This window comes from Exiguobacterium sibiricum 7-3, assembly GCF_000620865.1.
GTDB classification, from domain to species: Bacteria; Bacillota; Bacilli; order Exiguobacteriales; family Exiguobacteriaceae; genus Exiguobacterium_A; species Exiguobacterium_A sibiricum_A.
In genome coordinates, this window is record NZ_KK211190.1 from 2,446,561 (window position 1) to 2,470,080 (window position 23,520).

Sequence of the window (23,520 nt, forward strand, 5' to 3'; positions counted from 1 at the left end):
GATAAGGAACACAGCCTGTCTTTTTGTTTCAGTTCATTACTCCGATTAATTCAATCATCAATGCCTTTTGCGCGTGGAGTCGATTTTCTGCCTGATCAAATACAAGCGAGTGACTGCCGTCAATGACTTCTGCCGTCACTTCTTCCCCGCGGTGCGCCGGAAGACAGTGCAGGAAAATCACATCGTCAGCGGCTGACATCAACAACGTTTGATCGACTTGATATCCTTGGAACGCTTTTAGTCGATCTGCTGACTCTTCTTCTTGTCCCATACTCGCAAATACATCACTGTAAATGACATCCGCTCCCGCAACTGCTTGAACAGGATCTGTATATTGTTCGATCCGGCCGCCTGACTCTTGTGCCAGTACTTTCGCTTGATCAATAATCGTTTGATCCGGTGCGTAAGCCGCTGGACTACAAATCCGAACTGTCATTCCACTTAACGCCCCTCCTAAAAGCAGCGAGTGTGCCATGTTATTTCCATCCCCGACATAAGCGAGTATCTTCCCTTGACGTTGACCAAAATGTTCTTCAATCGTCAGTAAATCTGCTAATACCTGGCAAGGATGATGAAGATCTGTCAATCCGTTGATGATCGGAATCGTCCCGTGTGCCGCTAATGTCTCGATCGTTTCATGTGCAAATGTCCGGATCATCAAAGCGTCGACATAACGGCTCATGACTTGAATCGTATCGCTGAGGGACTCTCCGCGACCGATTTGCATATCCGATCCATTTAAGACGACCGGGTGTCCACCTAATTCGACGACACCGACTTCAAAAGAAATCCGAGTACGCGTCGATGCTTTTTCAAACAGCAAAGCGACTTTTTTTCCTGCAAGTGTTTGATCATAAGTCGCAGGAGATGCTTTGACGGCCTTCGCCAGTTCTAACAGATCGGTCAGTCCTTCCGCTGTCAATTCTTCCAGTGTCAGCAAATGTTTTAATCGTTGTGTTGTCGTCATTGGATCGGCTCCTTTTGTGTCGTCCATTCGGCTAATGGTTTCACGGTACACATCGGTATCGCTTGGACGGATTCAAAATAGTTGGCAAGATGTTCTTCAGTAATGACAATCGCCCCTTGAGCAAGTGCTTTTTCCCGTTGTGTCCGTTCTGTTTCTACTTTTGAAAAGAATACAAGACACGTATCAAACTCGGTATCCGGCTCCAGTTCAACTCCGTCTGACCACATGTGTGTTCCCGCTCCACAGATACGATGTGTGCGTTTAGACATCGCGTCTTTGGTCATCTGATCAAAGACGAACCGCTCTTTGGCAAATCCTGCTTCCGTCCACTGTAACGTTTCCCCGGTCGAACGCATGACAGGACCTGTCATCGGATCGACACCACGCAACTTCAGTGTCGAGAAAACCGGAGTCTTGACTGCATGGAACGGTAATGTCAACCGCGTGGTCGGCAAGGCCTCAACCTGCTTCCCGATCGCTGCTTGAACAGCCCACTCAAGCAACGGTTGCCCCGTCACCTTCGAGACGATTGGCAACGTACGTGACGCCCGCGGATTAATCTCGAGAACATAGACGGTTTGATCTTTTACGACGAACTGGATGTTAAAGGCACCTTGGTAATCCAGGTGTTGACCAATGGTTTGCGCAATCCGTTCGATTTCATCCTGTAAGATTGCCGGGGCTGAAACAGGTGGCAAAATCATTGTGGAGTCGCCAGAATGAACACCGGCTGCTTCAATTTGCTCCATGATGATCGGCACGTAAGTCGTCGTCTTGTCTGAAATACAATCGACTTCGAACTCTTGTCCTTCGATGTACGCATCCACCAAAATCGGAAACGCTATTTCCGGCAATAATTTCTCTAAATCGGTTGCCGTTGTTAAGCGATGCATCCCTTTTCCGCCAATGACGTACGACGGACGGATCATCAATGGATAACCCAGTTCCTTGACGATTGCCGTCAATTCATCGAAGTTTGAAACTTCCTGGCCCGGTATGCGGTCAATCTGTAACCGATCCAAAAATTGATAAAAACGATCACGGTCTTCCATCTCGTCGATCGTGTCTGCCGTCGTTCCTAACAGCTGATATCCTAATTGTTCGAGTTCCGCCGCCAGCGTAATGGCTGTCTGTCCACCAAACTGGACAAGCACCTGCCGGCATTGTTCTGCTTCTAGTACGTGAACAACATCTTCAATCGTCAGCGGTTCGACGTAAAGACGGTCCGCGACTTCAAAGTCGGTTGAGACGGTTTCCGGATTATTGTTAATCATGATCGTCTCATAACCGGCTTTCTGTAAAGCACGAACAGCATGAACCGAACAATAATCGAATTCGATTCCCTGTCCGATCCGAATCGGTCCGGCGCCGAGAACGGCAACTTTTTTCCGGTTGGACGGAGTCACTTCCGTCCGGCCGGACCAACTGCCGTAAAAGTACGGTGTCAGACTTGAAAATTCTGCTCCACAGGTATCGATCATTTGAAAACTCGGCTGAATCAAAAAAGCACTCCGTTGTTGTTGCACGACTTCCAATGGGACGCCGACAATCTGCGCAATCTGCTGGTCTGTAAACCCAAAACGTTTTGCTTGTTGAAGCGACTCTTTTGATTCCAGATCCAACGTTTCCTGCGTCATGACCAACGTCTCGAGTGTCGTGATGAACAAAGACTGAATCTGTGTTTTTTCAGCCAACTCCTGGTGCGTTGTCGCTTTTCGGTCGAGTAATGCCAACATCGCTAGCAACCGGCGGTCCGTGATTTGACTGACTTCCTGCCATAATACATCCGTCCCAGCCTTTTTCATCCAATTTGGATATAAAGGGGATTGTTCGATTCCGGCACCCCGCCATGCTTTTTGTAACGCTTCCTCGAGTGTCTTGCCCATTGCCATGCTCTCCCCAGTTGCTTTCATTTGGGTACCAAGCGTCCGGTCACTTCCTGGAAAAAGATCGAACGGGAAACAAGGAACTTTAGCTGTGACATAATCCAGGACCGGCTCGAAACTGGCCATCGTTTCTTTCGTCACCGGATTGATGCAGTCATCAAGACGCTCACCGAGTGCAAGACGAGTCGCTAATTTCGCAATCGGATAACCCGTTGCTTTTGAAGCTAAAGCCGAAGACCGACTGACCCGAGGATTTACCTCAATGACATAGTAGGTCTGTTCTGTCGGATGGATTGCAAATTGGATATTACAGCCACCAATGACACCGAGCGCCGAGACGATTTCCCGCGATGCCGTCCGTAAGATTTGATTCATTTGATCAGATATCGATTGGATCGGTGCGAAGACGACAGAATCTCCCGTGTGCACGCCGACCGGGTCGATATTTTCCATGTTGCAGACGATAATTGTCGTATCAAAAGCATCCCGCATCACTTCGTACTCGACTTCTTTATAACCCGCGATGCTGGCTTCGACGAGACATTGTGAAATCGGACTGGCCTGGAGTCCATTCGCTGCAAGTTTGCGGGCATCTGCTTTCGTTTGAGCAATGCCGCCTCCGGTTCCTCCGAGGGTAAAGGCTGGACGGACAACCAGCGGGACCCCTGCTTGTTCCATGAAACCTTCCAGTTCTTCCAATGTTTCGATTGTTTGACTGATCGGGAGCGGTTGATTCAGTTCGAGCATCCGTTGTTTAAAGCGTTCGCGGTCTTCCCCGTCCCGAATGGTTTCAAGTGATGTCCCAAGCAGTTCGACGTGATACTCTTCAAGTACTCCCGCCTCTTCGAGCGATAAAGCAAGATTCAAAGCGGTTTGTCCGCCAACCGTCGCTAATAAATGGGTCGGGCGCTCACGTTTGATAATGGCAGTCGCTTTTTCAAGCGTCATTGCTTCGATATAGATATGATCCGCTGTTGAAGGATCCGTCATGATTGTAGCCGGATTCGAATTCATCAACATGACCTCGCATCCCGCTTCCCGAAGTGTTTGACATGCCTGTGTACCCGAGTAATCAAATTCTGCTGCTTGACCAATCACGATCGGGCCTGATCCGATGACCAGGACTTTTTTAAGTTCCTGCATATGCTACCTCCTGCTCTAAGATGCTCGTGACGAATTGATCGAATATCACCATCGCTTCCAGTGGACCGGGATGGGCTTCCGGGTGAAACTGAACTGTCAAAATAGGGTGTATCGGATGAAACAGCCCTTCAATCGAACCATCGTTGATATGCTCATACGCGACATCCAATTCGGATTTTTGGACACTGTCCGCTTGGACGACATAACCATGGTTTTGTGATGTCATGAAGACACGTCCGGTCTTTACCTGACGGACAGGATGATTGGCTCCACGGTGACCGTGATGTTGCTTTTCGATTTGACACCCAAAGGCTTTCGCAATCAGTTGATGCCCCATACAGATGCCGAGCGTCGGATAAGTGAGCGCCAGTTCCTTGATTTCAGGAATCAAATGATCGAGCTGACTCGGATTTCCCGGTCCATTCGAGAAAAGTAAACCATCGGGCTTCAGTCCGTCGATGACCGACTTCGGCGTATCAAAAGGAACGACCGTCACTTTCATCCGACGTGCTTGTAACGCCTCAATCATCGATTCTTTAACCCCGTAGTCGAGACAGACGATATGTCCGGCTTCGTGATTGGTTTGGTGTGTCACCGGCTTTTTCGTCGAGACGGCCGCAATCAAGTTCGACTGTTCCTGAACAGGTGAAGCACCGTTTGTGACAGTACCGATTTGATCACCATGATTACGCAAATGGTGAACCAGTGCTCGCGTATCGACTTGAGTCAAAACCGGTACATCCGATGCTGCCAACCAATCAGCCAAGTCTGACCGTAATCCGTTGTTCGCCAACGTCTGAACGACTACGCCGGATACTTGAATCTGACGACTTTCTGAATCCTGCTCTGAAATTCCATATTGTCCAATGAGCGGATAGGTAAAAACAATGATTTGTCCCCGATAGGAAGGATCGGTCAGCACTTCTTGATAACCGGTCATTCCTGTAAAAAATACGACTTCTCCTTGAACGGACGAAGTCCCAATGAACTCACCGGGATATACTTGTCCATCCGCTAATTTTAATGCACCTAACCCTTTCACATCACGACCTCCTGTTGACATACTGACTTGATTTTTTCGACAGCCAAATCGAGCTCCTGTTCGGTAACGAACAAAGAGGGTAACAATCGAATGACGTTCGGTCCTGCGCTGACGACGAGCATTCCGGATTGTTGTAATGCCGTGATGAGCGGTGAAACCGGTTCATGAAATTCAATCCCAATCATCAGTCCTCGTCCGCGGATGTCCCGAACCATCGTCTTCGGCAATTGATTCAGTTGTTGTATCAAATAAAGTCCTTTTAGTTGAACTTGTTTCATTTGTTCGTTGTCTAACAACAAATCCAGTGTCGCTTCCGCCGCCGCCATCGCCAATGGATTCCCTCCGAATGTCGATCCGTGCGTACCCGGTGTGAAAATTGCTGTTGCTTCCGGTGTCGTGATGATGGCTCCGACCGGGAAGCCACTTCCGAGACCTTTTGCCACGGTAATGATGTCCGGCTTTAACGGCGTCTGTTCAAAAGCAAACCGCGATCCGGTGCGTCCGATACCTGTCTGCACTTCATCGATGACTACCTTGACATCAAACTTCCGTGCCTGTTCCATCAATTTCGCTAACCAGACATCCTCCGCTACGATCACTCCGCCTTCTCCTTGGATGACTTCAAGCCAAACGGCAGCAGTCTGGTCCGTAATCATTTCAAGACTGTCGAAATCGTTAAAAATCAGATGCTTAAAATCAGGAACCATCTCTCCAAACCCAGTTTTAATCTTGTCTTGACCCGTTGCTCCCATCATGGCGAAGGTTCTCCCGTGAAAGGACTGACTAAACGTCAGGATTTCTTTTTTTTGCGTCCATTTCCGGATTAGCTTAAATGCCCCTTCATTTGCTTCTGCCCCACTATTACAAAAGAAGACATGGCTCAAATGACTATTTTCCGTCAACATCGCCGCTACTCGTTCCTGTTTACTGCTGATAAATAAATTGGACGTATGCCATAATTTTTGGAGTTGTTCTTGTAATGCTTGTTCCACATGCGGATGACGATGACCGGTGTTACAGACGGCAATTCCCATCGTGAAATCCAAGTAGTTTTTGCCCGTCGTATCCTGGACGAACGATCCATTTCCTTCGACTAATTCGATATCATGACGTAAATACGTCGGTAGTAAAGCACTCATTGGTTTCCTCCTTGATCCATGTCCCCTGGTTCGTCACGTCGTGTCCGGAACGAATCTTGACCTGATGTATTCCTTGTCGGACCGCTTCGATGACTGCTTCGACCTTGGGAATCATTCCACCATTGATTTCCGTCGATTCGATTCCTGCTTCCAGTTCTGCAACCGTCACCTCTGCCTGAAACGTTCCATTCAGCCGGACACCGGATACATCTGTCAACAATTCGAATTCATCAACAGCGAGTCCCTCAGCTAATGCAATCGCACACGTGTCTCCATTACAATTCAATGTTCCGTTCGTCCCTGTAATCAATGAGGTAACGACGGGGATGAATCCCGATCCCATCAATGTCGTAAACAACTTCGGATTAATCTGTGTCACTTGTCCGACTGCTCCGAACGCCGGTTGATGCTCCCCACGGATACTGGCTCCGTCAATTCCGGTCAAACCAATTGCCGGCAGTCCATTTCCATTCAGGGTATAGACGATTTTTGATTGTACTTCTCCTCCAAGCACCCGTTCCGCTCCCAACAGAACCTGTTCCGTCGTCATCCGGATACCGTTTTTGAATTCGGCTTTAATGTTCATTTGCTGACAGTAGGCTGATAAGGCCGGACCACCACCATGGAGGATGATTAATTCATTTTTTGCTGCAATCCATTGGTTCCATTCTTCGTAATAGCGTGGATCCAATTGTTCGAAGACACTTCCGCCCAGTTTGATTAATTTACGTTTCGTCATGTCCGGTAACTCGCATTGATTTTGATATAGTCATACGTCAAGTCACAACCAAAAGCATAACCACTGGCAGGTCCTTGATTTAAATGCACTTCGATTTCAACAACCTCTTGTGCGAGTTCTCGCGACGCTAACGATTCGTCAAATAAAATCGGCATACTTTGACGCAGGACCCACTGGGAACCGATCCGGATATCAATTTGTCCGACATCAATCGGCTCATCGATACTGCCGACGGCTGCGATGATTCGTCCCCAGTTCGCATCTTCTCCAAAAATCGCTGTTTTCACGAGTGAAGATCCTACGATCTGTTTGGCAATTTTCCGGGCAATCCATTCATTTGCCGTACCATGAACGTTGACTTCAATCAGCTTTGTCGCCCCTTCACCGTCACGTGCAATTTGTTTCGCCAAGTCTTGGCACACGTCCTCAACCGCTTGTTGGAATTGTGCCAGTTCGTCTGTTCCCGGTTGGAGTGACTGTGATTGTGTGGCCCCGCTCGCAAGAATCATCACCATATCATTCGTCGAGCTGTCACCATCGACGGTGATACAGTTAAACGTCCGGTTGACTGCAGATTTCAAGGTATCCTGTAATAACGGAGAAGGAATTGAGGCATCGGTCGTTAAAAATCCAAGCATCGTTGCCATATTCGGATGAATCATGCCCGAACCCTTCGCAACCCCGCAGACCGAAACCAGTTCGCCGTCTAGCCAGACTTGGCGCCCGGCTGTTTTCGTACCTGTATCGGTCGTTAAAATAGCCAGTGCAAAATCGTCAGCTTTCTCTTCGCCTTTGTCCGGCTGCAACTGTTCGACCCCTTGAAGTAACGTATCGATAGCGAGCGGCTGTCCGATGATACCGGTCGAAGCGATGACGACGTGTTCCTGAGCCAATTGAAACTGATCGGCAACAGCTTGTTGCGAAGCATAGGCATGTTCGAGTCCGAGTTGCCCTGTACAGGCATTGGCATTCCCGCTGTTGACTAAAACGGCATGGACTTTTCCGCCTGATGTTGCCATCGCCTGTTTCGTCACCGTAATCGGTGCTGCCTGGACCTGATTGGTCGTGTAGACCGCTGCGGCATCGGCACCCGCTTCACATAACAAAAGCGCTAAATCTTTCCGTTTGCGTCTGAGTCCGACATGTATTCCTGTCGCCTTAAATCCTTTTGGTGTTGTCACAGTCAATGGTGATGTCAGTTGTATATTTAACATAGTCATGCTCCCCTCTATATAAAGAATGGCTGTTGTGTCAGACCTAGTGTTTCTGGATATCCACTAATCAAATTGGCATTTTGGACCGCTTGTCCCGCTGCGCCTTTTTGCATGTTATCAAGGACGGATACGACCGTCAGTCTTCCTGTACGTGTATCCAGGTAAACCGAAAGATCACAATAGTTGCTTCCGGCTGCCGATTTGATTTCCGGATCGGCTTGTCCGACGCGGATAAATGGTTCTTCTTTATATTTTTCACTGAACCATGTTCGCCACTGCGTTTCCGTTTTTTCGACGAGGGGTTGTAACGTCATCGTCGCCATGATCCCGCGATTGAGCGGTACTAGATAAGTCGCGAGAGACACAGTGATTTTGTGTCCGGTGATCTCTTCAGCAATGGATTCAATTTCCGGAATATGTTGATGTTGATTCATTTTGTACAATCTGACATTTTCACTCGATCGGACATGGTGTGTTTGTTCCGTCAACGTTTTTCCTGCACCTGATAATCCAGAGCTTGCATGAATGATGATTTGCGACGGATCAATTACGTGTTCTTCTAATAACGGTAGTAATCCAAGTAAGATGGCCGTTGCATAACAACCCGGATTGGCAATCAAACGACTGTCCTTAATCTGATCCCGCTTCCATTCCGTCAGTCCGTAGGTTGCTTTTTTTTGAAGGTCCGAATCGACTCCTTCATGGGGATACCATTTTTCGTACAATGCTTTTTCAAGACGTAAGTCTCCACTCAAGTCGATGACTGTTCCTTTCCAGTCATGTAACTGTTTTAGATATTTCGTAGAAATTCCGCTTGGCGTTGCCAAAAATAAAAGATCGGTTTCAACTGCTTCAATCTGTTCCAATGAGAAAGCTGTCAGTACCGGAAACTGTTTTTTATTCATAAAACTGTATAACTGATTCATTTCCTGATCGGTCTGCGAATCGCTGATCAATGAGACGATTTCCAAATGAGGATGTAATTCAATCAGTCGTATCAGCTCAATCGCAGCATATCCGGTCGCACCTACAATCGTACATTTCATCGTCGAAACCCCTTTGCCCTTAAATGATAACTCGATTTAAACATATGTATATTTATACTGTCAAATGTATTTTTATTTATTTTTAGCATATAAAAAAAGGATTTGATCAATGACATCTCAATAGATGTGACTGATCAAATCCTTTTTTATCAAAAATCAAGTTATCTTTTTTCCGCTTTCTGAGCGACCATGTGATCAATTCCATAAACACTGGCTCCCATTAATGCAACGACCACGACAAAAATTGCAGTAAACATATGTATTCCCTCCTGTTCACAAAATCGACATCTCTTATTTCCTATTGTGCAAGATTTCCGATAAAAAAGAAAGCGTTTACGACAAAAAATCGTCACATTTTTATATATTCCGATCAAATTCAGATAGTTGACGAATGAATTCATATCCGTTAACATAACAACTGTTCTTCACTTTCGCACGTAAAAGCAAACAAGCATAAACGCAACATAGAATTAAGGAGGTGGAAGCATGCGTATATCCTTTCGTGAATCCGCAGCTGTCCTAGGAGTTAGTATCATTGTATTATTATCTGTCATATTCGGTGCCAAAGCCGAACCGCATCTCGCTATATTATCCAGTCTGATTTTTGTCGTAGCTTATGCCGCTTTTCGTGGTTTTGAGTACGAACAACTGGAACAACATATGATCAATGGAATTCGTGAAGCGATCAAACCGATCTTGATTATGTTACTTGTCGGTATGACGATTGCTGTCTGGATGATGAGCGGAGCTGTTCCGACACTCCTCCACTACGGACTTGAAACACTTTCTGCAACATGGTTTGCACCAAGTGCTTTAATCATTACGATGATTGTTTCTACGTTTACAGGGAGTTCGTTTACAACAATCGGTACGGTCGGTGTTGCTTTGATGGGAATTGCAGTGGCGCTTGGCGTTGATCCTGCTCTTGCCGCCGGTGCCATCATCAGCGGTGCCTGTTTCGGAGATAAGATGTCTCCGTTATCAGACACAACGAATTTCGCACCCGGAATCGTCAATGTCTCTGTCTTTGATCATATCCGTTTTATGATGGGAACGACAGTACCCGCCATTACGATTACTTTCATTCTGTTCTTCATCTTCGGACAGGGAAATGGTGCAATCGATTCGCAAACCATCGGGTCCACGCAACAAGAGTTAGCGCGTCTGTTCAATCTTTCACCATGGACACTATTGTCACCTTTACTGGTGATGATCCTTGCATTACGCAAAACTCCTGTCGTTCCGACTTTGATTGCCGGAGTTATGAGCGGTCTGTTGTTGACGGGACTAACACAGGGCAACTGGAACATCGGACAATGGATGAGCGTCATTCAAAATGGTCTGAAAATCGAAACAGACAATAATACGGTCGCGAGCATCGTCAGCAAAGGTGGTCTCCAGTCGATGATGTGGTCCGTCTCGCTTGTCATGCTTGCTCTGGCTTTCGGGGGCGTCCTTCGTGGAATTGGTGTCATCGATGTCATTATCGAAAAAACGGTTTCAAAATTAAAACGGGATGGCAGCATTATCTCATCGGCTGCTCTCGCTTCGATTGGGGTCAATTTCATGGCAGGTGAACAGTACTTGTCGATTTTGTTACCCGGACAAGCGTTCAAAAAGATTTTTGAAGATCGTTCGATTGATCCGCGCTTCCTCTCACGAGCCCTGGAAGACGGGGGAACTCTTGTGAATCCGTTGATTCCCTGGGGGGTGTCCGGCGCCTTCTTCGCATCAACGCTCGGTGTTCCTGTCACCGCATATGTGCCATTTGCCTTTTTCTTATTGCTTTCACCTTTCTTCACCTTTGTTTTTGCATTTACTCGTCCCACTAAAAAAGTTGCCGAAAATCTAGTGGCTTAAATCATACCTTTCATCGGGCAGAACTGATTTTTCAGTTCTGCTTTTTTTATCGGGAAATGATTTAAAAATATATTCATGTTCATTTTGTTTGACAAATATTGTACAGAATTCAGCAATTGCAAATAAATATGTGTAAAGTCAAAAGGAAATGGGAATATACCAAACATAAGATTAAAAAATTACAGCGAATTATAAAAAGAGAAACTTGCACCTGACCCTGAGGATGCGTTCGATGTAATTTTGTAGGAGGAGTTCGATTATGATCAAACGTGGCACACTGGAACGGCTTGATGGCAAATATGCTGTTCTTCTCTGGGAGAATGGTTCAAGTTTCATCCCCCGTCGCTATTTGCCTACTGAAGCAAGGCTTGGTGACACAATATTATTCGACGGATCAAATTACTCAATTGATGCAACAAGCTCTACCCAGTCTTCCTTTCAAACGTTTTCGTTTCGGCAAATGGGCTGACACTTAAAAAGCCATCTGAACGCTTAAAATGACTAACAGACATCTCGTCTCGAATAGTCGTTTCTTGCGACAGGTGGCTTTTGTACGTTTAACGGATATGGAGCGTCTGTTCAGCACAGTTTGGACAGGACGTTTTTGTGATCTCATCTAAAGAAAGTCGAACCAACACCGAGTTGTCTTGTTCACACCGATGGATTGGTTCAATGATGGACGACCTCAAAAACAAGGCACACCAAAATCGTGTTGAGATTTGTTGACATGTCGGACACTGAAATACATCATATTGATGCGGTACCCATCCGTCCTCAATCTCATCGATGTGGGCGTGGTACGTTCGAATCAAATCTGCCCGAATCCGGTCATCAATTTTTTGACGACTGACGAGCGGCTCTTGGTACGGTGGAACGAATAAAAAAGGTAATGCTGATGCGTAATTTTCCATGCCGTATGTCAACACGGACGGAAATCCTTTCCATTCTTCTTGCTGGCCGATTTCGATGACTTGGCGATACGTACACACCGCACAATATAACTCCATCCGGTTATCCTCCGATCTTCCGCACCATTTCTTTCAACATTTTTTCCGTGACTGGTCCTACATGCTTCCCGACAATCGTCCCTTTTTCGTCAATAATATAAGTAGCTGGCATCGCCACTAGTTGATACGTTTTCTCTGATTGTCCTTTTGTATCGTAAAGTACTGAGTACGTAATAGGTGTTTTTTTCAAAAACTGCTCCACGTCACTCAATCGTCTTTCTGCAGTCGTCACATTGATCCCATACACCGGAATCGATGTTGACTTGGCGAAAGCATTCAATTCCGGTATTTCCTGCTGACATGGAGGACACCAGGTGGCCCAAAAATTGATGACGATGAGTTGATTCGTCAAATCAGACAACTGAATCAATTGACCGTCTTGTTCTATTTCGAGGTCAGGCGCTTTCATTCCTGTTTCGAGTCCACCTTCTGCTTGTTGTTTCGCTTGGATTTGTTGTTGGTTTTGTTTGGTCTGGTACGCGCTATAACTCGTATAGGCAATCCCTGAAATGATTATTGCCGCCACCAGGTACATTACATATTTTTTCACTGATTTCGTCACTCCTCTATGTATCCAGTGTAGCAGAATCGTTCGCTTGAATTGTGACAAAAAAGGTAGACTGACGCTGTCTTATTGTTACCTCTGACCGATCTCATATCGTTTTCCCGTACAAAAAAAACAGGAGCTGGATATTCTCCAACTCCTGTCTCCTGATGAAGACCGGCTTTCGAATCCGTCCGGTCTTTTTTTAAGATCCTACACATTCAATGCATTATTATATCGTTCGATTAATTATAACGCGGTAATTGTTTTTTCACTTGGCGGTTGTCCTTGACGCTTCCAACGGCTTCATCTCCACCAAGCGCTTCATTTAACGATGTTTTACCTTCTTTAACTTCCAGGCGGCGGTTGAAGACGGATCGATTGTCAAGAGCAGCGACCAGGATTGACGCAACATCCGTTTCGGAAATCGTCGCTTCCTTAACATCCTTTAAGTCTTCATCTGCTTCAATTAATCCGCGCCCTTCGCCGTCAACGACGTTAACCGGACAAATGATGGTGTACGTGAGTCCGCTATGTTCAATCTGTTCTTCCGCTGCATTTTTAGCAGCATAAAACGGATACATTTCTTTTTTGAACTGATTTGGACGATCCGCACCATAGGCACTGAGGAGGACAAAATGACGAACACGCGCCTTTTTCGCAGCATCAATCGTTTTTAAAGCAACCGTCCGGTCGAGTAACTCGACTTCAGTCGGTTCGCCGTCAACACCAGCCGTCGCTGCACAAATGACAGCATCTTGACCGGCAACACCCTGTTCGATGACCTTTTCGAGTTCTGTTTCGATATCGACATAGTGCGCCTTGACACCAAGTTTCTCAAATCGTTCCACCAGATGTTGATGACGGACGATGACCGTAACTTGATGACCTTTTGCGAGCGACTTGACGACACGAGCTCCGATTGTACCTGATGCACCTACAACTAATACTTTCATATGATAGGTCCCTCCTCGATAGATTAGTCACCTTTACTAATTTCCACTGTTCGAGAAAGAACAAACCCGTTTTGAAAAATTAATCGTTTTTTAGTGTCCCGTAAAACGTCGTATCGAGCTTCGCACGTAATTCCTTCAGTTCTTTTTCCTTCGGGAAATCATAGAAGATACCATTCATCCGCTCACTGACACCTTCCACTTCAAGGTGTTCCCGTTCCGAAAGCAAAGCAAGTGACAAACCGGCTGCCATCATTTGACGGACACTGACATCTAAATTCATTTCTTCCTTCATATAACGATTCGCTCCGGGAATACTGGACCAGCCCGTCGGTTTCATCAAATGCGTCGCCACTGCTTGAATGACTTCCGATTGACGATTCGCCCGTGCTACGTCCGTATCCGTTTTACGATGACGGGAATAGGCTAATGCCATCGCCCCGTCCATATGATATTCTTTTCCCTTTTGGAATGAATACTGATTGGCTTTGCCACTCGCATCTTGTTCCGAGAATGTTCCCGTCGAGACTAAATCGACTCCTCCGATTTCATCAATCAATCCGATGAAGCTGTCAAACGAAATGACAATCTTACTGTCGATGTCTTGATCCAGAAGTCCACTGACCGCACTACTCGTACAGTCTTCGCCACCGTAAGCGAACGCATGAGTAATTTTATCTTTTTTCCCGTTTTCACAATCGATCGGTGTATACGTATCCCGAGGAATCGACGTCAATTGAATCGTCCGCGAGAGCGGTACGAATTGCATGACGGACAGTGAATCCGACCTCGAACCACGCAGTGACTCTCCCGGTCGCGCGTCACTCCCGATCAGAAGAAACGTAAACGGTTGTGATCCAAAGATGATGGCCGCAATCACGACAAGTAATAAGAAACCAATCAGCTTTGATTTGAATCGACGTTTCTTTTTTGGAACCGGCTGTTTTTTCAACCGCTGATCAGATCCAGCCTCACGCGCCGGTTCTTTAGTTCTGCTGCTTCTTGACGCACGGCGTTGGCTAAAACGATTCAAGGCTAAACTGACTAATCGCGTTCCCGAACGCAGGATGGTTCCGGCGCCCGATTTCATGCGTTTTGTATTGGATGCTTTTTCAGGAGCAGCCTCTTGCGCGCGTGACCATCCCAACGGTTCGTCTAAATACCGCTGACTGGCAGACAGTTCGTTTTCATGAGGTGGATCCACGGATTCCCGTGAGGCTTTTTCCTGTTCCATTTTTTCTGATTCACGCAGCTCTTCCTGACGTCTGCGTTCTAGACGAGAACGTCCCGAATGAAATTCTTCCATAGGTTACCTCCGTATCAATCTCGAGCTAAATGTTTTTCCTGTAAAAAGTCACGCATATACGTCCGTTTCGGCTCCTTCATCGAAGCAGCCATCTGATAGACCCAGCCTTCCGTCCGGCGTCCATCCGTCCGTTCTCCGTAGTACGCAGACGTTTCATTCTCATACTGTGACAACAATTGGCGCATCGTGTCGTCATTAGTATACGTATTCCGGTGGAAGACCGCATCCATCGGAAGGCGGGGTTTTTTCCCCGGCTGTTGATCGGGAATTCCTACTGCGACTCCAAATAATGGAACGACGTGGTTCGGCAACGCAAGCAGTTCACTCACTTTGACCGCATCATTTCGTAGCGAACCGATGTAGACGGTCCCGTATCCTAATGATTCTGCTGCAATGACTAGGTTTTGAGCAGCTAAACCGGCATCGACCGCGCCGACAATCAACGCTTCCGTCGTTTCGACCGTCCGCTCGACGGAACCGGATGCAATTTCTGCTGCCAGGATATGTTTATGATAATCGATACAAAAAACGAAAAAGTAACTGTTCTCCGCGACATATGATTGACCGCTCGCCACGTCTACTAACTGTTGTTTCAGCCCTTCGTCTTCGACGCCGATGATGGCATAGGCCTGCTGATAAGAAGATGTAGAAGCCGACTGCGCAGAACGAACGAGCGTCTCAATTGTCTCTTGATTTAATTGATGGGGCTTGAATTTACGGATAGACCGGTGGTTAAGTAACTGTTCGATTGTTTCATTCATGAATAATCGCTCCCTTTTGGTTAATGATTCTCTTAACGATAGGCAAACATTTAAGTAAGTGCAAATGTTAGATATCCATGTTCACAAACAATCGTCTGTTATTTCCGCCCACTGTCGGTTACTTCTTAAAAAAATCGGGAAAAGGATAAAACTAATGTTGTGTCTTTTTGGCGAAGGAGGGCGATCATGAGAATTCGTAAGCTCCGTCTTTTACTTGAACAATATGGCGATACGACCCTTCGCGACATCATCGTAGAAATCTATCGCCAGCTTCCCAAACAAGTCATCGAAGAAAAAGACCTTGATTTGATGTTATCCCAGTTTGCTAAGTATAAAGGACTACAAAAAGAACACGACCAACCGACCGTTGAACAAACCATCGAGCAAACGGAACAATTCATCCAACTTGCTTATGATTTACACTATTTGGAGCCAAATGAGCTCGTCTCCATACGCGAACAAAAAAACTGGTATGTGACTGCGAAACGCCTGCTAAAACACTTACGGCATTATATCGGTCGAAAAAATGGAACACGGGTTGCTTTTGAGGAATTCTTTTTTTTACTCTCCTCAGCTGCTGGAGAAGAACCGCTTTTCTTAAGTAATGATCCCTTCCGGCTGATTAAAGTCACGCAAGTGGAATTGTTCGAAGAACTGGTCGGTTATTACAAACTTGATGCATCAGACCAGTCTTGGATGCAACGTGCCATCTATACCGCCGTCAAGGTGCCCATCGATGTCGACACGGAGCGAAGTGACCTCTTCCTCGCCGTCCTCACACATTGCACGAATGTGAGTGAACGGGAATCCTATGTCGCATTGCTGAACACACATGCGAAGAAACTCCAGATGAAAGTCCGGATTGACGCGGATGTTCTCGTGTTATATCAAGAGATACGTTTTGCTGAACTGCATGCCTTAATCGCCTTACGCGAACTCGAACGTGCTGAAGCAATGCTGTTTACGGAATATATCCCTTATTTTTCACATCGTTCGACACCCTTCCGGTATTATCTGGATTTGCTTGAACAAGCCGGATTAAATGACGAACATGACCGAATCGAACGGGTCGGGCGACGGAAACACATTCATTTTTAAAGTAAAAAAATCCATTAAAAAAGACGAAACGTTCTTCGGCAAGCCCCGAGAACCTATCGTCTTTTTCCTTTAATCTGTAGCATTCACGATTCCTAATCCGACTGTTGCAAGTAAAGCAATGCAGGCGAATAAAAAAGCCATGTCATTCGGTGAGTCGAACCCATCATAGGTCGGCTCTTTTTGATCCGTGATAATCTCATCCATCGTCCCATAGCTGCCGTACGTAGTGGATTCCCGGACTGTTGCATCTTTTTTTTCGATTTCCTGTGCTTGAACAGGATTCATGCCGATCAAGATCCAAAAAAGACCTAACGCCATCAGCAGTTTCGCCATCTCATCACCGCCTAATTATTTACCTTTAATTTCAATAAAAACCATTTATATACCATTAATTTGTTATAATTCACGTACTGGCTTTCATTTTTCTGAAAGGACGTGCACGTGTTGAACATTTTATCGTATGATCAGTTATCTCACCCACAACGCCGTTTGGTCCATCGTTTACTCCGAACCAATCCGTCTCCCCCTTCGTCATTTTCCTATCCGCCGACCGAACACCGGCAATGGACGATTTGGAATGAAGAGTGTGTGCAGGCTACGCTCGGATTTCATGTTTTTGAACATTGTGTTCAGCTCTTAAATGCTTCCTATACCGATTTACAGGCATTCCAGCGCCTCGCACACTATGTCCATTCCGAGGCACTTTCGTTTTCGCCCCGTCACATCGACGTCCAAATCATACCGCCTTACGACTTTGGTTTTGTCACGACCTGGAACGCTTTAGGTTACTGTTTTTCCAGTGAACAGTTCCGACTGATTGGTCTGACACACGATCGGCCTGCCTCCGTCCAGTTCAAACCTCTCTCCTCACGTAATCGCCATCTGTTCTTAACGATCCGTAACGAAGCCATCCGTTATTCTGAATTTCTTTTCCCTTACGATACTGTCTATCTCGACTATTTAATCGATCAAGGTGTCTTGCCTTATCTCGTCTACGACAAGAAAACGATTGTCGGAACAATTTTAATGGAACAGCATAAACAAGTCGTCCGCCTTTTGGAAATCGCATGTTTGCCCCAATTAAAAAACCAAGGCTACGGTCGCCGGATTTTAGATACCTTCCAAATGAAGTTACACAAGAAAAATATCTTATCTTTTGAAGTCTATTGTTGTTCCACACATCAAGAAGCTCTTCGTCTCTATCAACCGACTGCTTTTTGTGATATTCAAATTTTTTCGAATTGGCACCGTTATTCTTGTGAACCGGTTTCGTTAGTCACGTAACCGTTGAACGATTTCCAAGTATTCATTGAGTACATACTGATTATCCAGCGTCTTAAAATCAACGCCTGCCTGCTGTTTTAATTGGTTGCCGATAACAAATAAACTTTCGTAATAATCCGTTCCCATGCTTGCCGCAAGACCCGGCTGATGATTATGGAATGCCAACAGTGCATCTTTTACGATTTCTTGCTGATTTGGTTCCATCAAAACATCTTCTAACATTTTCGGGAATTGTTCAATCTGGCGACCGACAATCGCATAAAAGAGCGGAAAATGTTTGGCATACCGAAATGCTACTTCGTAACGGGTATGATTAACAATTGATCGTACACTGTCGAACTTTGCACGTTGAAGACGTTCCGCCAAGCCGACTGTCGCAGGATGCTTAAACAAAGAAAGACTCTGTTCATCCAGTGCTTGTTCGTGCGTCAACAATAACACGATGTCCAGTGTATTGATTTCATCCGTTTCGAGAAAACGGTCACTTCGTTGCAACACCGTTGTGTAATCCAGGTCCACCCCTGAATCGACTGCAAGTTGAAATAAGACAGGATCATAGACGGTATATAGACCTACAGGGAAAGATAACGGCTGCCTGACAAGTGACCGGTGACCTTCCACTGTCACGATTTGATTCAGATCCAATCCATTCGCAAGTAACTGTTGAAATAGTGGCGCTCCCTGGCCGCTTTCTGTCAATTTCATCAACAGGCGATCCACCTCAATCAGCGGCTGTTCCGTCTCAAGGGCTAAAGTCAGGTGTTTATCTGATTGCAGCGCAACAGCTCGTCCGATAAAATTCAAGGCTTGCCGCTCTTGTCCTGTCAGTAGTTGATTGTATGTCTGAAAGGTCTCACTCTCAAGTGTAAGAAAAGCATTCAGCGCTGGAGCGATTGCTTCGTTTTTAACAAATCTTTTCATAATCAGTGTCCTCCTGCATGATGTCTCTCTTCGTAGTGTACGCAATATTGAATCTTCTTGAAAGACTCAAAAAAAATCTTGGGCGCTTCTAAAGAAAAGGAAGCGCCCAAGATTTTTCATTTTTTACTTACCTGCAGATGGGAATTCCGGAATGCTTCATCCTGTTTTCCGGTTTTTTCAACACTGGTTCCGACTGAACCGCTGTATTCGATCTGTTGTTTAGGCTGAATGAATTCATAAGTAATAGCCGGCTCACCGCGTAAACGTACTTTAATCACTTGACGATGTTGAATTGAAAAAGAGGCCTTTACTTCGAGTAGTGACGTTTTATCGATGTCGTGTTGCGTTTGTAACACCTTCGCCAACTGTTCTTCTGCACTGCGTTGGCTACTTTGAAGTTCAGCGTAGGAAATTCCTACAGCAAACGCCAATACGCCAATCAAACTTAACGCGAGAATGACCAGTACTTTTCTCAATGACTGACTCACCTCCAGACAAAGTTCTTCCTGCTCTCTTCATCGGTTCGTCCGTCCTATTCCTGAAGTCTTTTTGAAACTTCCTCCAAGTTCATCTGCATGTCCAAATGGGGAATCCCGTCCTCTAAATATACGTCCGACATTTCCTTAAAACCAAATGAACCGTAAAATTGTTTTAAGTGTGCCTGAGCCTGAAGGTCAATCAATGCTTCACCCTGTCCTTGAATGTGAACAATCGCTTCGTTTAAGAGTTTTCTTGCGATACCGTTTGACCGGTAACCGGTTTGTACCGCCACCCGACCGATTGCGACTGCGCCTGACAGCTTTCTCGGCAAGATGCGCAGACAACCAATCAAATGTTGACCGTCGTACGCGAGACCATGCAGTGCCTCCTGGTCACGATTATCGAGTTCTGGATACGGACAGTTTTGTTCTACGACAAATATATCCGTTCTTAATTTCAATAATTGATATAAGCTTGCACCGTCCAACTCATCAAATGCCATCCACTTTGTCTGATACATACCTGATCCGCTCCTCTGTACTTTCGAAAAATCAACCTCTGAACAGCCGGGATAACCGGCAAGAATAGATGACGACCGGAACCCCGTTATACATCGTATCTTTCTCCCATTGTAACCCATTCGCACGAGCGACATTTTGCGAAGAATGATTTTCCGGGTGAATGATGGAAATCAGACGATCATGCCCTCTTTCGAACGCTTCGCGCATTAATCGTTTGGCCGCTTCCCGGCCGTATCCGACCTTCCAATGAATCGGCGTCAACCAGTAGCCGACTTCTAATTCCTCGATTCCATCAACTTTTTGTAAAACCAGCCCGGCAAAACCAACAGGTTCATTCGTCTCTTTTTTGATCAACAGTAAAAAACCTGTTTGCCGTTCATCCTCATAACGATCGAATTGCCGTTCGAACCAGTTTCGCGCCTCTTCTTCTTCCAACATGACACCACCGTTGATATAACGCATGACCTGTTCATTTTGCACAAGGGTTTTATAAAAAATAAAATCGTCTTCCACAAACGGTCGCATCTCCAGCCGTTCACTCTCCATTTCAATCCCCCTCTTTCCGAATAGAAGCTGTTTTCTTTAATTTTCCCTTTTTTACATTCATTCATTCATAATCCATTCATTTTCACAAAAAGAAAACGATATCTACATGTTGATTCGATTACATTCTTCAGGAACCGCTTGCTTTTTATCTGTCAACTCTGTATTTTGGGAACAGTATGCTAAACATCAATCACGGAATTAGTGTAAAATATATTTTGAGCATTTTTTTGGCTGAATGGAATTTATGAAAAAGGACTGAGACATGATGACTGAGCAATTATTAGCTGGATTATATGAAGGTATTGCAAAAGAAGCTGTATTGATTAACGAACCCTTAAAAAACCATACGTATACTAAGATGGGTGGATTGGCAGATCTCTTCCTCATCCCGTCGACATATGAAGAAACTGCATTCGCCGTCCGATACGCGTATGAAAATGACCTCCCCTTGACGATGCTTGGAAACGGCTCGAATCTTGTCGTCCGCGACGGCGGTATCCGCGGGATCGTTTTATCTTTTGAAAAATTAACGGATATTTCGGTCGAAGGTCACGAACTGATTGCTCAAAGCGGTGCTGCCATCATCCACGCTTCACGTATCGCTTACGACCATGCTTTAAGTGGCCTTGAGTTTGCCTGCGGCATCCCCGGAACGATTGGCGGAGCATTGATCATGAATGCCGGAGCATATGGCGGAGAAGTAAAAGACTGTCTCCACAGTGCAACCGTCTTGACACGCAAAGGTGAATTATTGAATATCTCACATGAAGAACTCGAGCTCGGATACCGGACGAGCTGTTTTTCAAAAAAAGAGTACATCATTTTAGAAGGACGTTTTTCGTTAACAGAAGGCGATCCTGCCCTGATTAAAGAAATGATGGATGATTTGACACATAAACGTGAGACAAAACAACCACTTGAGTACCCTTCTTGCGGGAGTGTCTTTAAACGACCGGAAGGATATTTCGCTGGTAAGTTAATTCAAGATAGCGGGTTACAAGGGGCACGAATCGGTGGTGCAGAAGTTTCTCAAAAACATGCCGGTTTCATCGTTAACATCAAAGACGCAACGGCCACCGACTACATTTCGCTCATCCGCCACGTGCAGGAAACCGTTCAAGAAAAGTTCGGCATCTTACTGGAGCCGGAAGTGAAAATCATCGGGGAAGAAGCTTAATCGTTTTTAATCACATGAAACCAAACAAAGAGAGCACCCCGACATGATTACCATGTCCGGATGCTCCTTTTTTCTATCCTCAAAAACTCTGCATTAGATTGCCCAGTTTCCGTCACGCATCAAGGGTTCTCGTGTACCGTCAGGCAACTCTCCGTCAATTGACATCTGACCTGAACCAATCATGAAATCGACGTGAGTCATTGAATCGTTTGCACCTTGCGCTGCCAATTCTTCATTCGACAAACTTGGTCCATTTTCAAGACAAGTCGAATAGGCGCGACCAATCGCTAAGTGGCATGAAGCGTTCTCGTCAAACAACGTATTATAGAACAAAATACCGGAATCTGAAATCGGTGAGTGATGAGGCACGAGAGCCACTTCTCCGAGATAACGGGCACCTTCATCTAATGAGATGAGTTCGTCAAGCGCTGCTTGTCCCTGTTTCGCTTCAGCTTTGACGATTTTTCCGTCTTCAAACCATAACGTGAAATCATCAATCAGATTCCCGCTGTAGCTGAGTGGTTTTGTACTTGAAACATGACCATTGACGCCTGTTTTCTTCGGTAACGTGAATACTTCTTCCGTCGGCAGATTGGCGATGAAGTCGACACCATCCGCGTTTGGTCCTCCGCCACCCAACCAGACGTGACGCTCTGGCAATTCAATCGTCAGTTCTGTGCCTGGCGCCGAATAATGCAACTTATTGTATTTTTTTTCTGTCAGGAAAGTCGCTTTCGTCCGCAAGTTTGCATCATGTTGCTCCCAAGCTGTGACTGGATTGTCTTGATCGACACGTGTTGCTTTTAATATGGCTTCCCACAGGTCTTCTACAGCGCGTTCCGAGTCTGGGAATACCTTTGCCGCCCAGGCATCTGAAGGCGCTGCAATGACGCACCAACTGACGTTATCGCTCATGACGAACTTACGCCAATTTGCCAACGCAACGCCAGCGGCTTTGTTCGCTCGCGCAATCCGGCTTGATTCAACCCCATTCAATAAATCAGGATCTTCACTGACAACTGACAAGAAAGCTGTTTTTTCTTCTGCTAATTGATCAAAACGGGCTTTTAACCATTCTGGGAACGCATCAAATGAATCTTCCGGTGCGTCGAAGTAACGGATTTTCGTCATTTCGTCATCTGACCATTGAACGTAGACATTCGAAGCTCCCACTTCGTAAGCAACGCGTGTGATTTCACGGACTAACGGTGCATTTTCAATCCCTGCCCGAATTTCGAGTTGTTGACCGGCTTGCAGGTTGATTCCTGTACGTACGGCAAGTGCAGCATACTTTTTTAATTGTTCTTGAGTCGGCATTATGTAATCCCCTTTCAACTATTACTCTTATTTTCACGAAATAGTTGCAATTTTGCAAGAAATAAGGCGAAACTAGAGATACAGAAGGAGTGTTGATGATGGAATTTACACCAGGAGATTTTAAATCCGCTTATACCTATTTCCACCGACAAGCGTTAACCGCTGTCGGAAATGCGAAAGCACAAGAAGACTTATTGATCCAAGGAGAACTCGGATTAGCCCGATTAACGACAGATCTTGCCTCTGAGGACGGCTCGGATATCGAACGCGAAGCAGAACTTGTTCTTTATTTCCAACTCAAACAGTTGCTCGACATGTTACGCGCTTTGTACAACAAACGTTTCGAAATGCAACCGGAACAGGAGCAACTTTTATTGACCGCTGTTCTTTACTTCACGTCTCCGGTTGACGCTTTACCTGATGAAAATATTTTAGGACTGTTCGATGATGCTCAAATCGTCGAGGCCATTTATGAAGAACTGGCCGCGGATGTCGATCGTTTTCAACATCTCGAATGACAACATGAAATAATAGCAGACATCAAAAAAAGAAGGATCCGTTGAAAACCG

At 45.7% G+C, this 23,520-nt stretch carries 24 protein-coding genes; 6 read left to right on the top strand and 18 right to left on the bottom strand.

The window, feature by feature from the left end:
- Positions 1-28: 28 nt before the first annotated feature.
- The 7 genes from argF to argC are packed head-to-tail and all read right to left on the bottom strand — an operon-like array spanning position 29 to position 9,176.
- Entirely contained in the window at positions 29-967 is a 939-nt protein-coding gene (gene argF / locus P402_RS0113700) for an ornithine carbamoyltransferase (RefSeq protein WP_026829196.1), read from the bottom strand.
- Positions 964-3,996 (bottom strand): carbamoyl-phosphate synthase (glutamine-hydrolyzing) large subunit, encoded by a 3,033-nt coding sequence (carB, locus tag P402_RS0113705; protein ID WP_026829197.1) that lies wholly within the window; start codon positions 3,994-3,996, stop codon positions 964-966. The genes argF and carB overlap by 4 nt, the downstream gene beginning before the upstream one ends.
- Complete coding sequence (locus P402_RS0113710; protein WP_026829198.1) at positions 3,983-5,038, bottom strand: carbamoyl phosphate synthase small subunit; 1,056 nt, start codon at positions 5,036-5,038, stop codon at positions 3,983-3,985. The genes carB and P402_RS0113710 overlap by 14 nt, the downstream gene beginning before the upstream one ends.
- The gene (locus P402_RS0113715; RefSeq protein WP_026829199.1) at positions 5,035-6,177 is read right to left on the bottom strand and encodes an acetylornithine transaminase; all 1,143 of its coding nucleotides are present in this window, start codon (positions 6,175-6,177) and stop codon (positions 5,035-5,037) included. The genes P402_RS0113710 and P402_RS0113715 overlap by 4 nt, the downstream gene beginning before the upstream one ends.
- Positions 6,143-6,916: an acetylglutamate kinase gene (argB, locus tag P402_RS0113720; RefSeq protein WP_026829200.1), complete on the bottom strand. Its 774-nt coding sequence runs from the start codon at positions 6,914-6,916 to the stop codon at positions 6,143-6,145. Before argB ends, P402_RS0113715 begins: the two co-directional genes overlap by 35 nt.
- Positions 6,913-8,130, bottom strand: coding sequence for a bifunctional glutamate N-acetyltransferase/amino-acid acetyltransferase ArgJ (gene argJ, locus P402_RS0113725; RefSeq protein WP_026829201.1), 1,218 nt, complete (start codon positions 8,128-8,130; stop codon positions 6,913-6,915). Before argJ ends, argB begins: the two co-directional genes overlap by 4 nt.
- 14 nt (positions 8,131-8,144) lie before the next feature.
- Positions 8,145-9,176 carry an N-acetyl-gamma-glutamyl-phosphate reductase gene (gene argC / locus P402_RS0113730; RefSeq protein ID WP_026829202.1) on the bottom strand — a complete coding sequence of 344 codons (1,032 nt, stop codon included), beginning with the start codon at positions 9,174-9,176 and terminating at the stop codon, positions 8,145-8,147.
- Between the two features lie 486 nt (positions 9,177-9,662).
- On the opposite strand from argC, the gene nhaC reads away from it, so the two are divergent.
- A complete protein-coding gene (nhaC, locus tag P402_RS0113740) occupies positions 9,663-11,036 on the top strand; it encodes a Na+/H+ antiporter NhaC (RefSeq protein ID WP_026829203.1) in 1,374 nt (457 codons plus the stop codon).
- A gap of 259 nt (positions 11,037-11,295) precedes the next feature.
- On the top strand, positions 11,296-11,505 hold the full coding sequence (locus P402_RS0113745; protein WP_026829204.1) for a DUF3006 domain-containing protein: 210 nt from the start codon (positions 11,296-11,298) through the stop codon (positions 11,503-11,505).
- Positions 11,506-11,593: 88 nt separating this feature from the next.
- Here P402_RS0113745 and P402_RS0113750 read toward each other — a convergent pair whose 3' ends face one another.
- From P402_RS0113750 to nfsA, 5 genes are all read right to left on the bottom strand, one after another.
- Positions 11,594-12,043: a hypothetical protein gene (locus P402_RS0113750; RefSeq protein ID WP_026829205.1), complete on the bottom strand. Its 450-nt coding sequence runs from the start codon at positions 12,041-12,043 to the stop codon at positions 11,594-11,596.
- Positions 12,044-12,047: 4 nt separating this feature from the next.
- On the bottom strand, positions 12,048-12,593 hold the full coding sequence (locus P402_RS0113755) for a TlpA family protein disulfide reductase (RefSeq protein ID WP_026829206.1): 546 nt from the start codon (positions 12,591-12,593) through the stop codon (positions 12,048-12,050).
- A gap of 239 nt (positions 12,594-12,832) precedes the next feature.
- Positions 12,833-13,543, bottom strand: a complete 711-nt coding sequence (locus P402_RS0113760; RefSeq protein WP_026829207.1) for an NAD(P)-binding oxidoreductase — start codon at positions 13,541-13,543, stop codon at positions 12,833-12,835.
- A gap of 79 nt (positions 13,544-13,622) precedes the next feature.
- A complete protein-coding gene (locus tag P402_RS0113765) occupies positions 13,623-14,846 on the bottom strand; it encodes an LCP family protein (RefSeq protein ID WP_026829208.1) in 1,224 nt (407 codons plus the stop codon).
- Between the two features lie 14 nt (positions 14,847-14,860).
- Positions 14,861-15,607 carry an oxygen-insensitive NADPH nitroreductase gene (nfsA, locus tag P402_RS0113770; protein ID WP_026829209.1) on the bottom strand — a complete coding sequence of 249 codons (747 nt, stop codon included), beginning with the start codon at positions 15,605-15,607 and terminating at the stop codon, positions 14,861-14,863.
- A gap of 186 nt (positions 15,608-15,793) precedes the next feature.
- Between nfsA and P402_RS0113775 the strand changes: the two genes are divergently transcribed.
- Positions 15,794-16,705, top strand: coding sequence for a hypothetical protein (locus P402_RS0113775; protein ID WP_026829210.1), 912 nt, complete (start codon positions 15,794-15,796; stop codon positions 16,703-16,705).
- A gap of 69 nt (positions 16,706-16,774) precedes the next feature.
- Here the strand turns inward: P402_RS0113775 and P402_RS0113780 are convergent, their stop codons facing one another.
- On the bottom strand, positions 16,775-17,038 hold the full coding sequence (locus P402_RS0113780) for a hypothetical protein (protein ID WP_026829211.1): 264 nt from the start codon (positions 17,036-17,038) through the stop codon (positions 16,775-16,777).
- A gap of 108 nt (positions 17,039-17,146) precedes the next feature.
- Between P402_RS0113780 and P402_RS0113785 the strand changes: the two genes are divergently transcribed.
- Positions 17,147-17,989 (top strand): GNAT family N-acetyltransferase, encoded by an 843-nt coding sequence (locus tag P402_RS0113785; protein ID WP_026829212.1) that lies wholly within the window; start codon positions 17,147-17,149, stop codon positions 17,987-17,989.
- On the opposite strand, the gene P402_RS0113790 is transcribed toward P402_RS0113785, so the two are convergent.
- From P402_RS0113790 to P402_RS0113805, 4 genes are all read right to left on the bottom strand, one after another.
- A complete protein-coding gene (locus tag P402_RS0113790) occupies positions 17,978-18,910 on the bottom strand; it encodes a hypothetical protein (protein ID WP_026829213.1) in 933 nt (310 codons plus the stop codon). The genes P402_RS0113785 and P402_RS0113790 overlap by 12 nt on opposite strands.
- Positions 18,911-19,026: 116 nt before the next feature.
- Positions 19,027-19,386 carry a hypothetical protein gene (locus P402_RS0113795; RefSeq protein WP_026829214.1) on the bottom strand — a complete coding sequence of 120 codons (360 nt, stop codon included), beginning with the start codon at positions 19,384-19,386 and terminating at the stop codon, positions 19,027-19,029.
- 56 nt (positions 19,387-19,442) lie between these two features.
- A complete protein-coding gene (locus P402_RS0113800; RefSeq protein ID WP_026829215.1) occupies positions 19,443-19,910 on the bottom strand; it encodes a GNAT family N-acetyltransferase in 468 nt (155 codons plus the stop codon).
- A 31-nt stretch (positions 19,911-19,941) separates the two neighbouring features.
- Positions 19,942-20,457 carry a GNAT family N-acetyltransferase gene (locus P402_RS0113805; RefSeq protein WP_026829216.1) on the bottom strand — a complete coding sequence of 172 codons (516 nt, stop codon included), beginning with the start codon at positions 20,455-20,457 and terminating at the stop codon, positions 19,942-19,944.
- Positions 20,458-20,719: 262 nt separating this feature from the next.
- Here P402_RS0113805 and murB point away from each other — a divergent pair, with 262 nt between their 5' ends.
- Entirely contained in the window at positions 20,720-21,634 is a 915-nt protein-coding gene (gene murB, locus P402_RS0113810; RefSeq protein WP_026829217.1) for a UDP-N-acetylmuramate dehydrogenase, read from the top strand.
- A gap of 93 nt (positions 21,635-21,727) precedes the next feature.
- Here the strand turns inward: murB and P402_RS0113815 are convergent, their stop codons facing one another.
- On the bottom strand, positions 21,728-22,951 hold the full coding sequence (locus tag P402_RS0113815) for an aminopeptidase (protein ID WP_026829218.1): 1,224 nt from the start codon (positions 22,949-22,951) through the stop codon (positions 21,728-21,730).
- Positions 22,952-23,049: 98 nt separating this feature from the next.
- Here P402_RS0113815 and P402_RS0113820 point away from each other — a divergent pair, with 98 nt between their 5' ends.
- Positions 23,050-23,469, top strand: coding sequence for a DUF1232 domain-containing protein (locus tag P402_RS0113820; RefSeq protein WP_235188887.1), 420 nt, complete (start codon positions 23,050-23,052; stop codon positions 23,467-23,469).
- Positions 23,470-23,520 lie beyond the last annotated feature (51 nt).

Excerpts from the sequence above, each read along its gene's own strand:
- argF (WP_026829196.1), bottom strand. The coding sequence starts at position 967 with ATGACGACAACACAACGATTAAAACATTTGCTGACACTGGAAGAATTG.
- carB (WP_026829197.1), bottom strand. The coding sequence starts at position 3,996 with ATGCAGGAACTTAAAAAAGTCCTGGTCATCGGATCAGGCCCGATCGTG.
- P402_RS0113715 (WP_026829199.1), bottom strand. The coding sequence starts at position 6,177 with ATGAGTGCTTTACTACCGACGTATTTACGTCATGATATCGAATTAGTC.
- argB (WP_026829200.1), bottom strand. The coding sequence starts at position 6,916 with ATGACGAAACGTAAATTAATCAAACTGGGCGGAAGTGTCTTCGAACAA.
- argJ (WP_026829201.1), bottom strand. The coding sequence starts at position 8,130 with ATGTTAAATATACAACTGACATCACCATTGACTGTGACAACACCAAAA.
- argC (WP_026829202.1), bottom strand. The coding sequence starts at position 9,176 with ATGAAATGTACGATTGTAGGTGCGACCGGATATGCTGCGATTGAGCTG.
- nhaC (WP_026829203.1), top strand. The coding sequence starts at position 9,663 with ATGCGTATATCCTTTCGTGAATCCGCAGCTGTCCTAGGAGTTAGTATC.
- P402_RS0113745 (WP_026829204.1), top strand. The coding sequence starts at position 11,296 with ATGATCAAACGTGGCACACTGGAACGGCTTGATGGCAAATATGCTGTT.
- P402_RS0113750 (WP_026829205.1), bottom strand. The coding sequence starts at position 12,043 with ATGGAGTTATATTGTGCGGTGTGTACGTATCGCCAAGTCATCGAAATC.
- P402_RS0113760 (WP_026829207.1), bottom strand. The coding sequence starts at position 13,543 with ATGAAAGTATTAGTTGTAGGTGCATCAGGTACAATCGGAGCTCGTGTC.
- P402_RS0113765 (WP_026829208.1), bottom strand. The coding sequence starts at position 14,846 with ATGGAAGAATTTCATTCGGGACGTTCTCGTCTAGAACGCAGACGTCAG.
- nfsA (WP_026829209.1), bottom strand. The coding sequence starts at position 15,607 with ATGAATGAAACAATCGAACAGTTACTTAACCACCGGTCTATCCGTAAA.
- P402_RS0113775 (WP_026829210.1), top strand. The coding sequence starts at position 15,794 with ATGAGAATTCGTAAGCTCCGTCTTTTACTTGAACAATATGGCGATACG.
- P402_RS0113780 (WP_026829211.1), bottom strand. The coding sequence starts at position 17,038 with ATGGCGAAACTGCTGATGGCGTTAGGTCTTTTTTGGATCTTGATCGGC.
- P402_RS0113790 (WP_026829213.1), bottom strand. The coding sequence starts at position 18,910 with ATGAAAAGATTTGTTAAAAACGAAGCAATCGCTCCAGCGCTGAATGCT.
- P402_RS0113800 (WP_026829215.1), bottom strand. The coding sequence starts at position 19,910 with ATGTATCAGACAAAGTGGATGGCATTTGATGAGTTGGACGGTGCAAGC.
- P402_RS0113805 (WP_026829216.1), bottom strand. The coding sequence starts at position 20,457 with ATGGAGAGTGAACGGCTGGAGATGCGACCGTTTGTGGAAGACGATTTT.
- murB (WP_026829217.1), top strand. The coding sequence starts at position 20,720 with ATGATGACTGAGCAATTATTAGCTGGATTATATGAAGGTATTGCAAAA.
- P402_RS0113815 (WP_026829218.1), bottom strand. The coding sequence starts at position 22,951 with ATGCCGACTCAAGAACAATTAAAAAAGTATGCTGCACTTGCCGTACGT.
- P402_RS0113820 (WP_235188887.1), top strand. The coding sequence starts at position 23,050 with ATGGAATTTACACCAGGAGATTTTAAATCCGCTTATACCTATTTCCAC.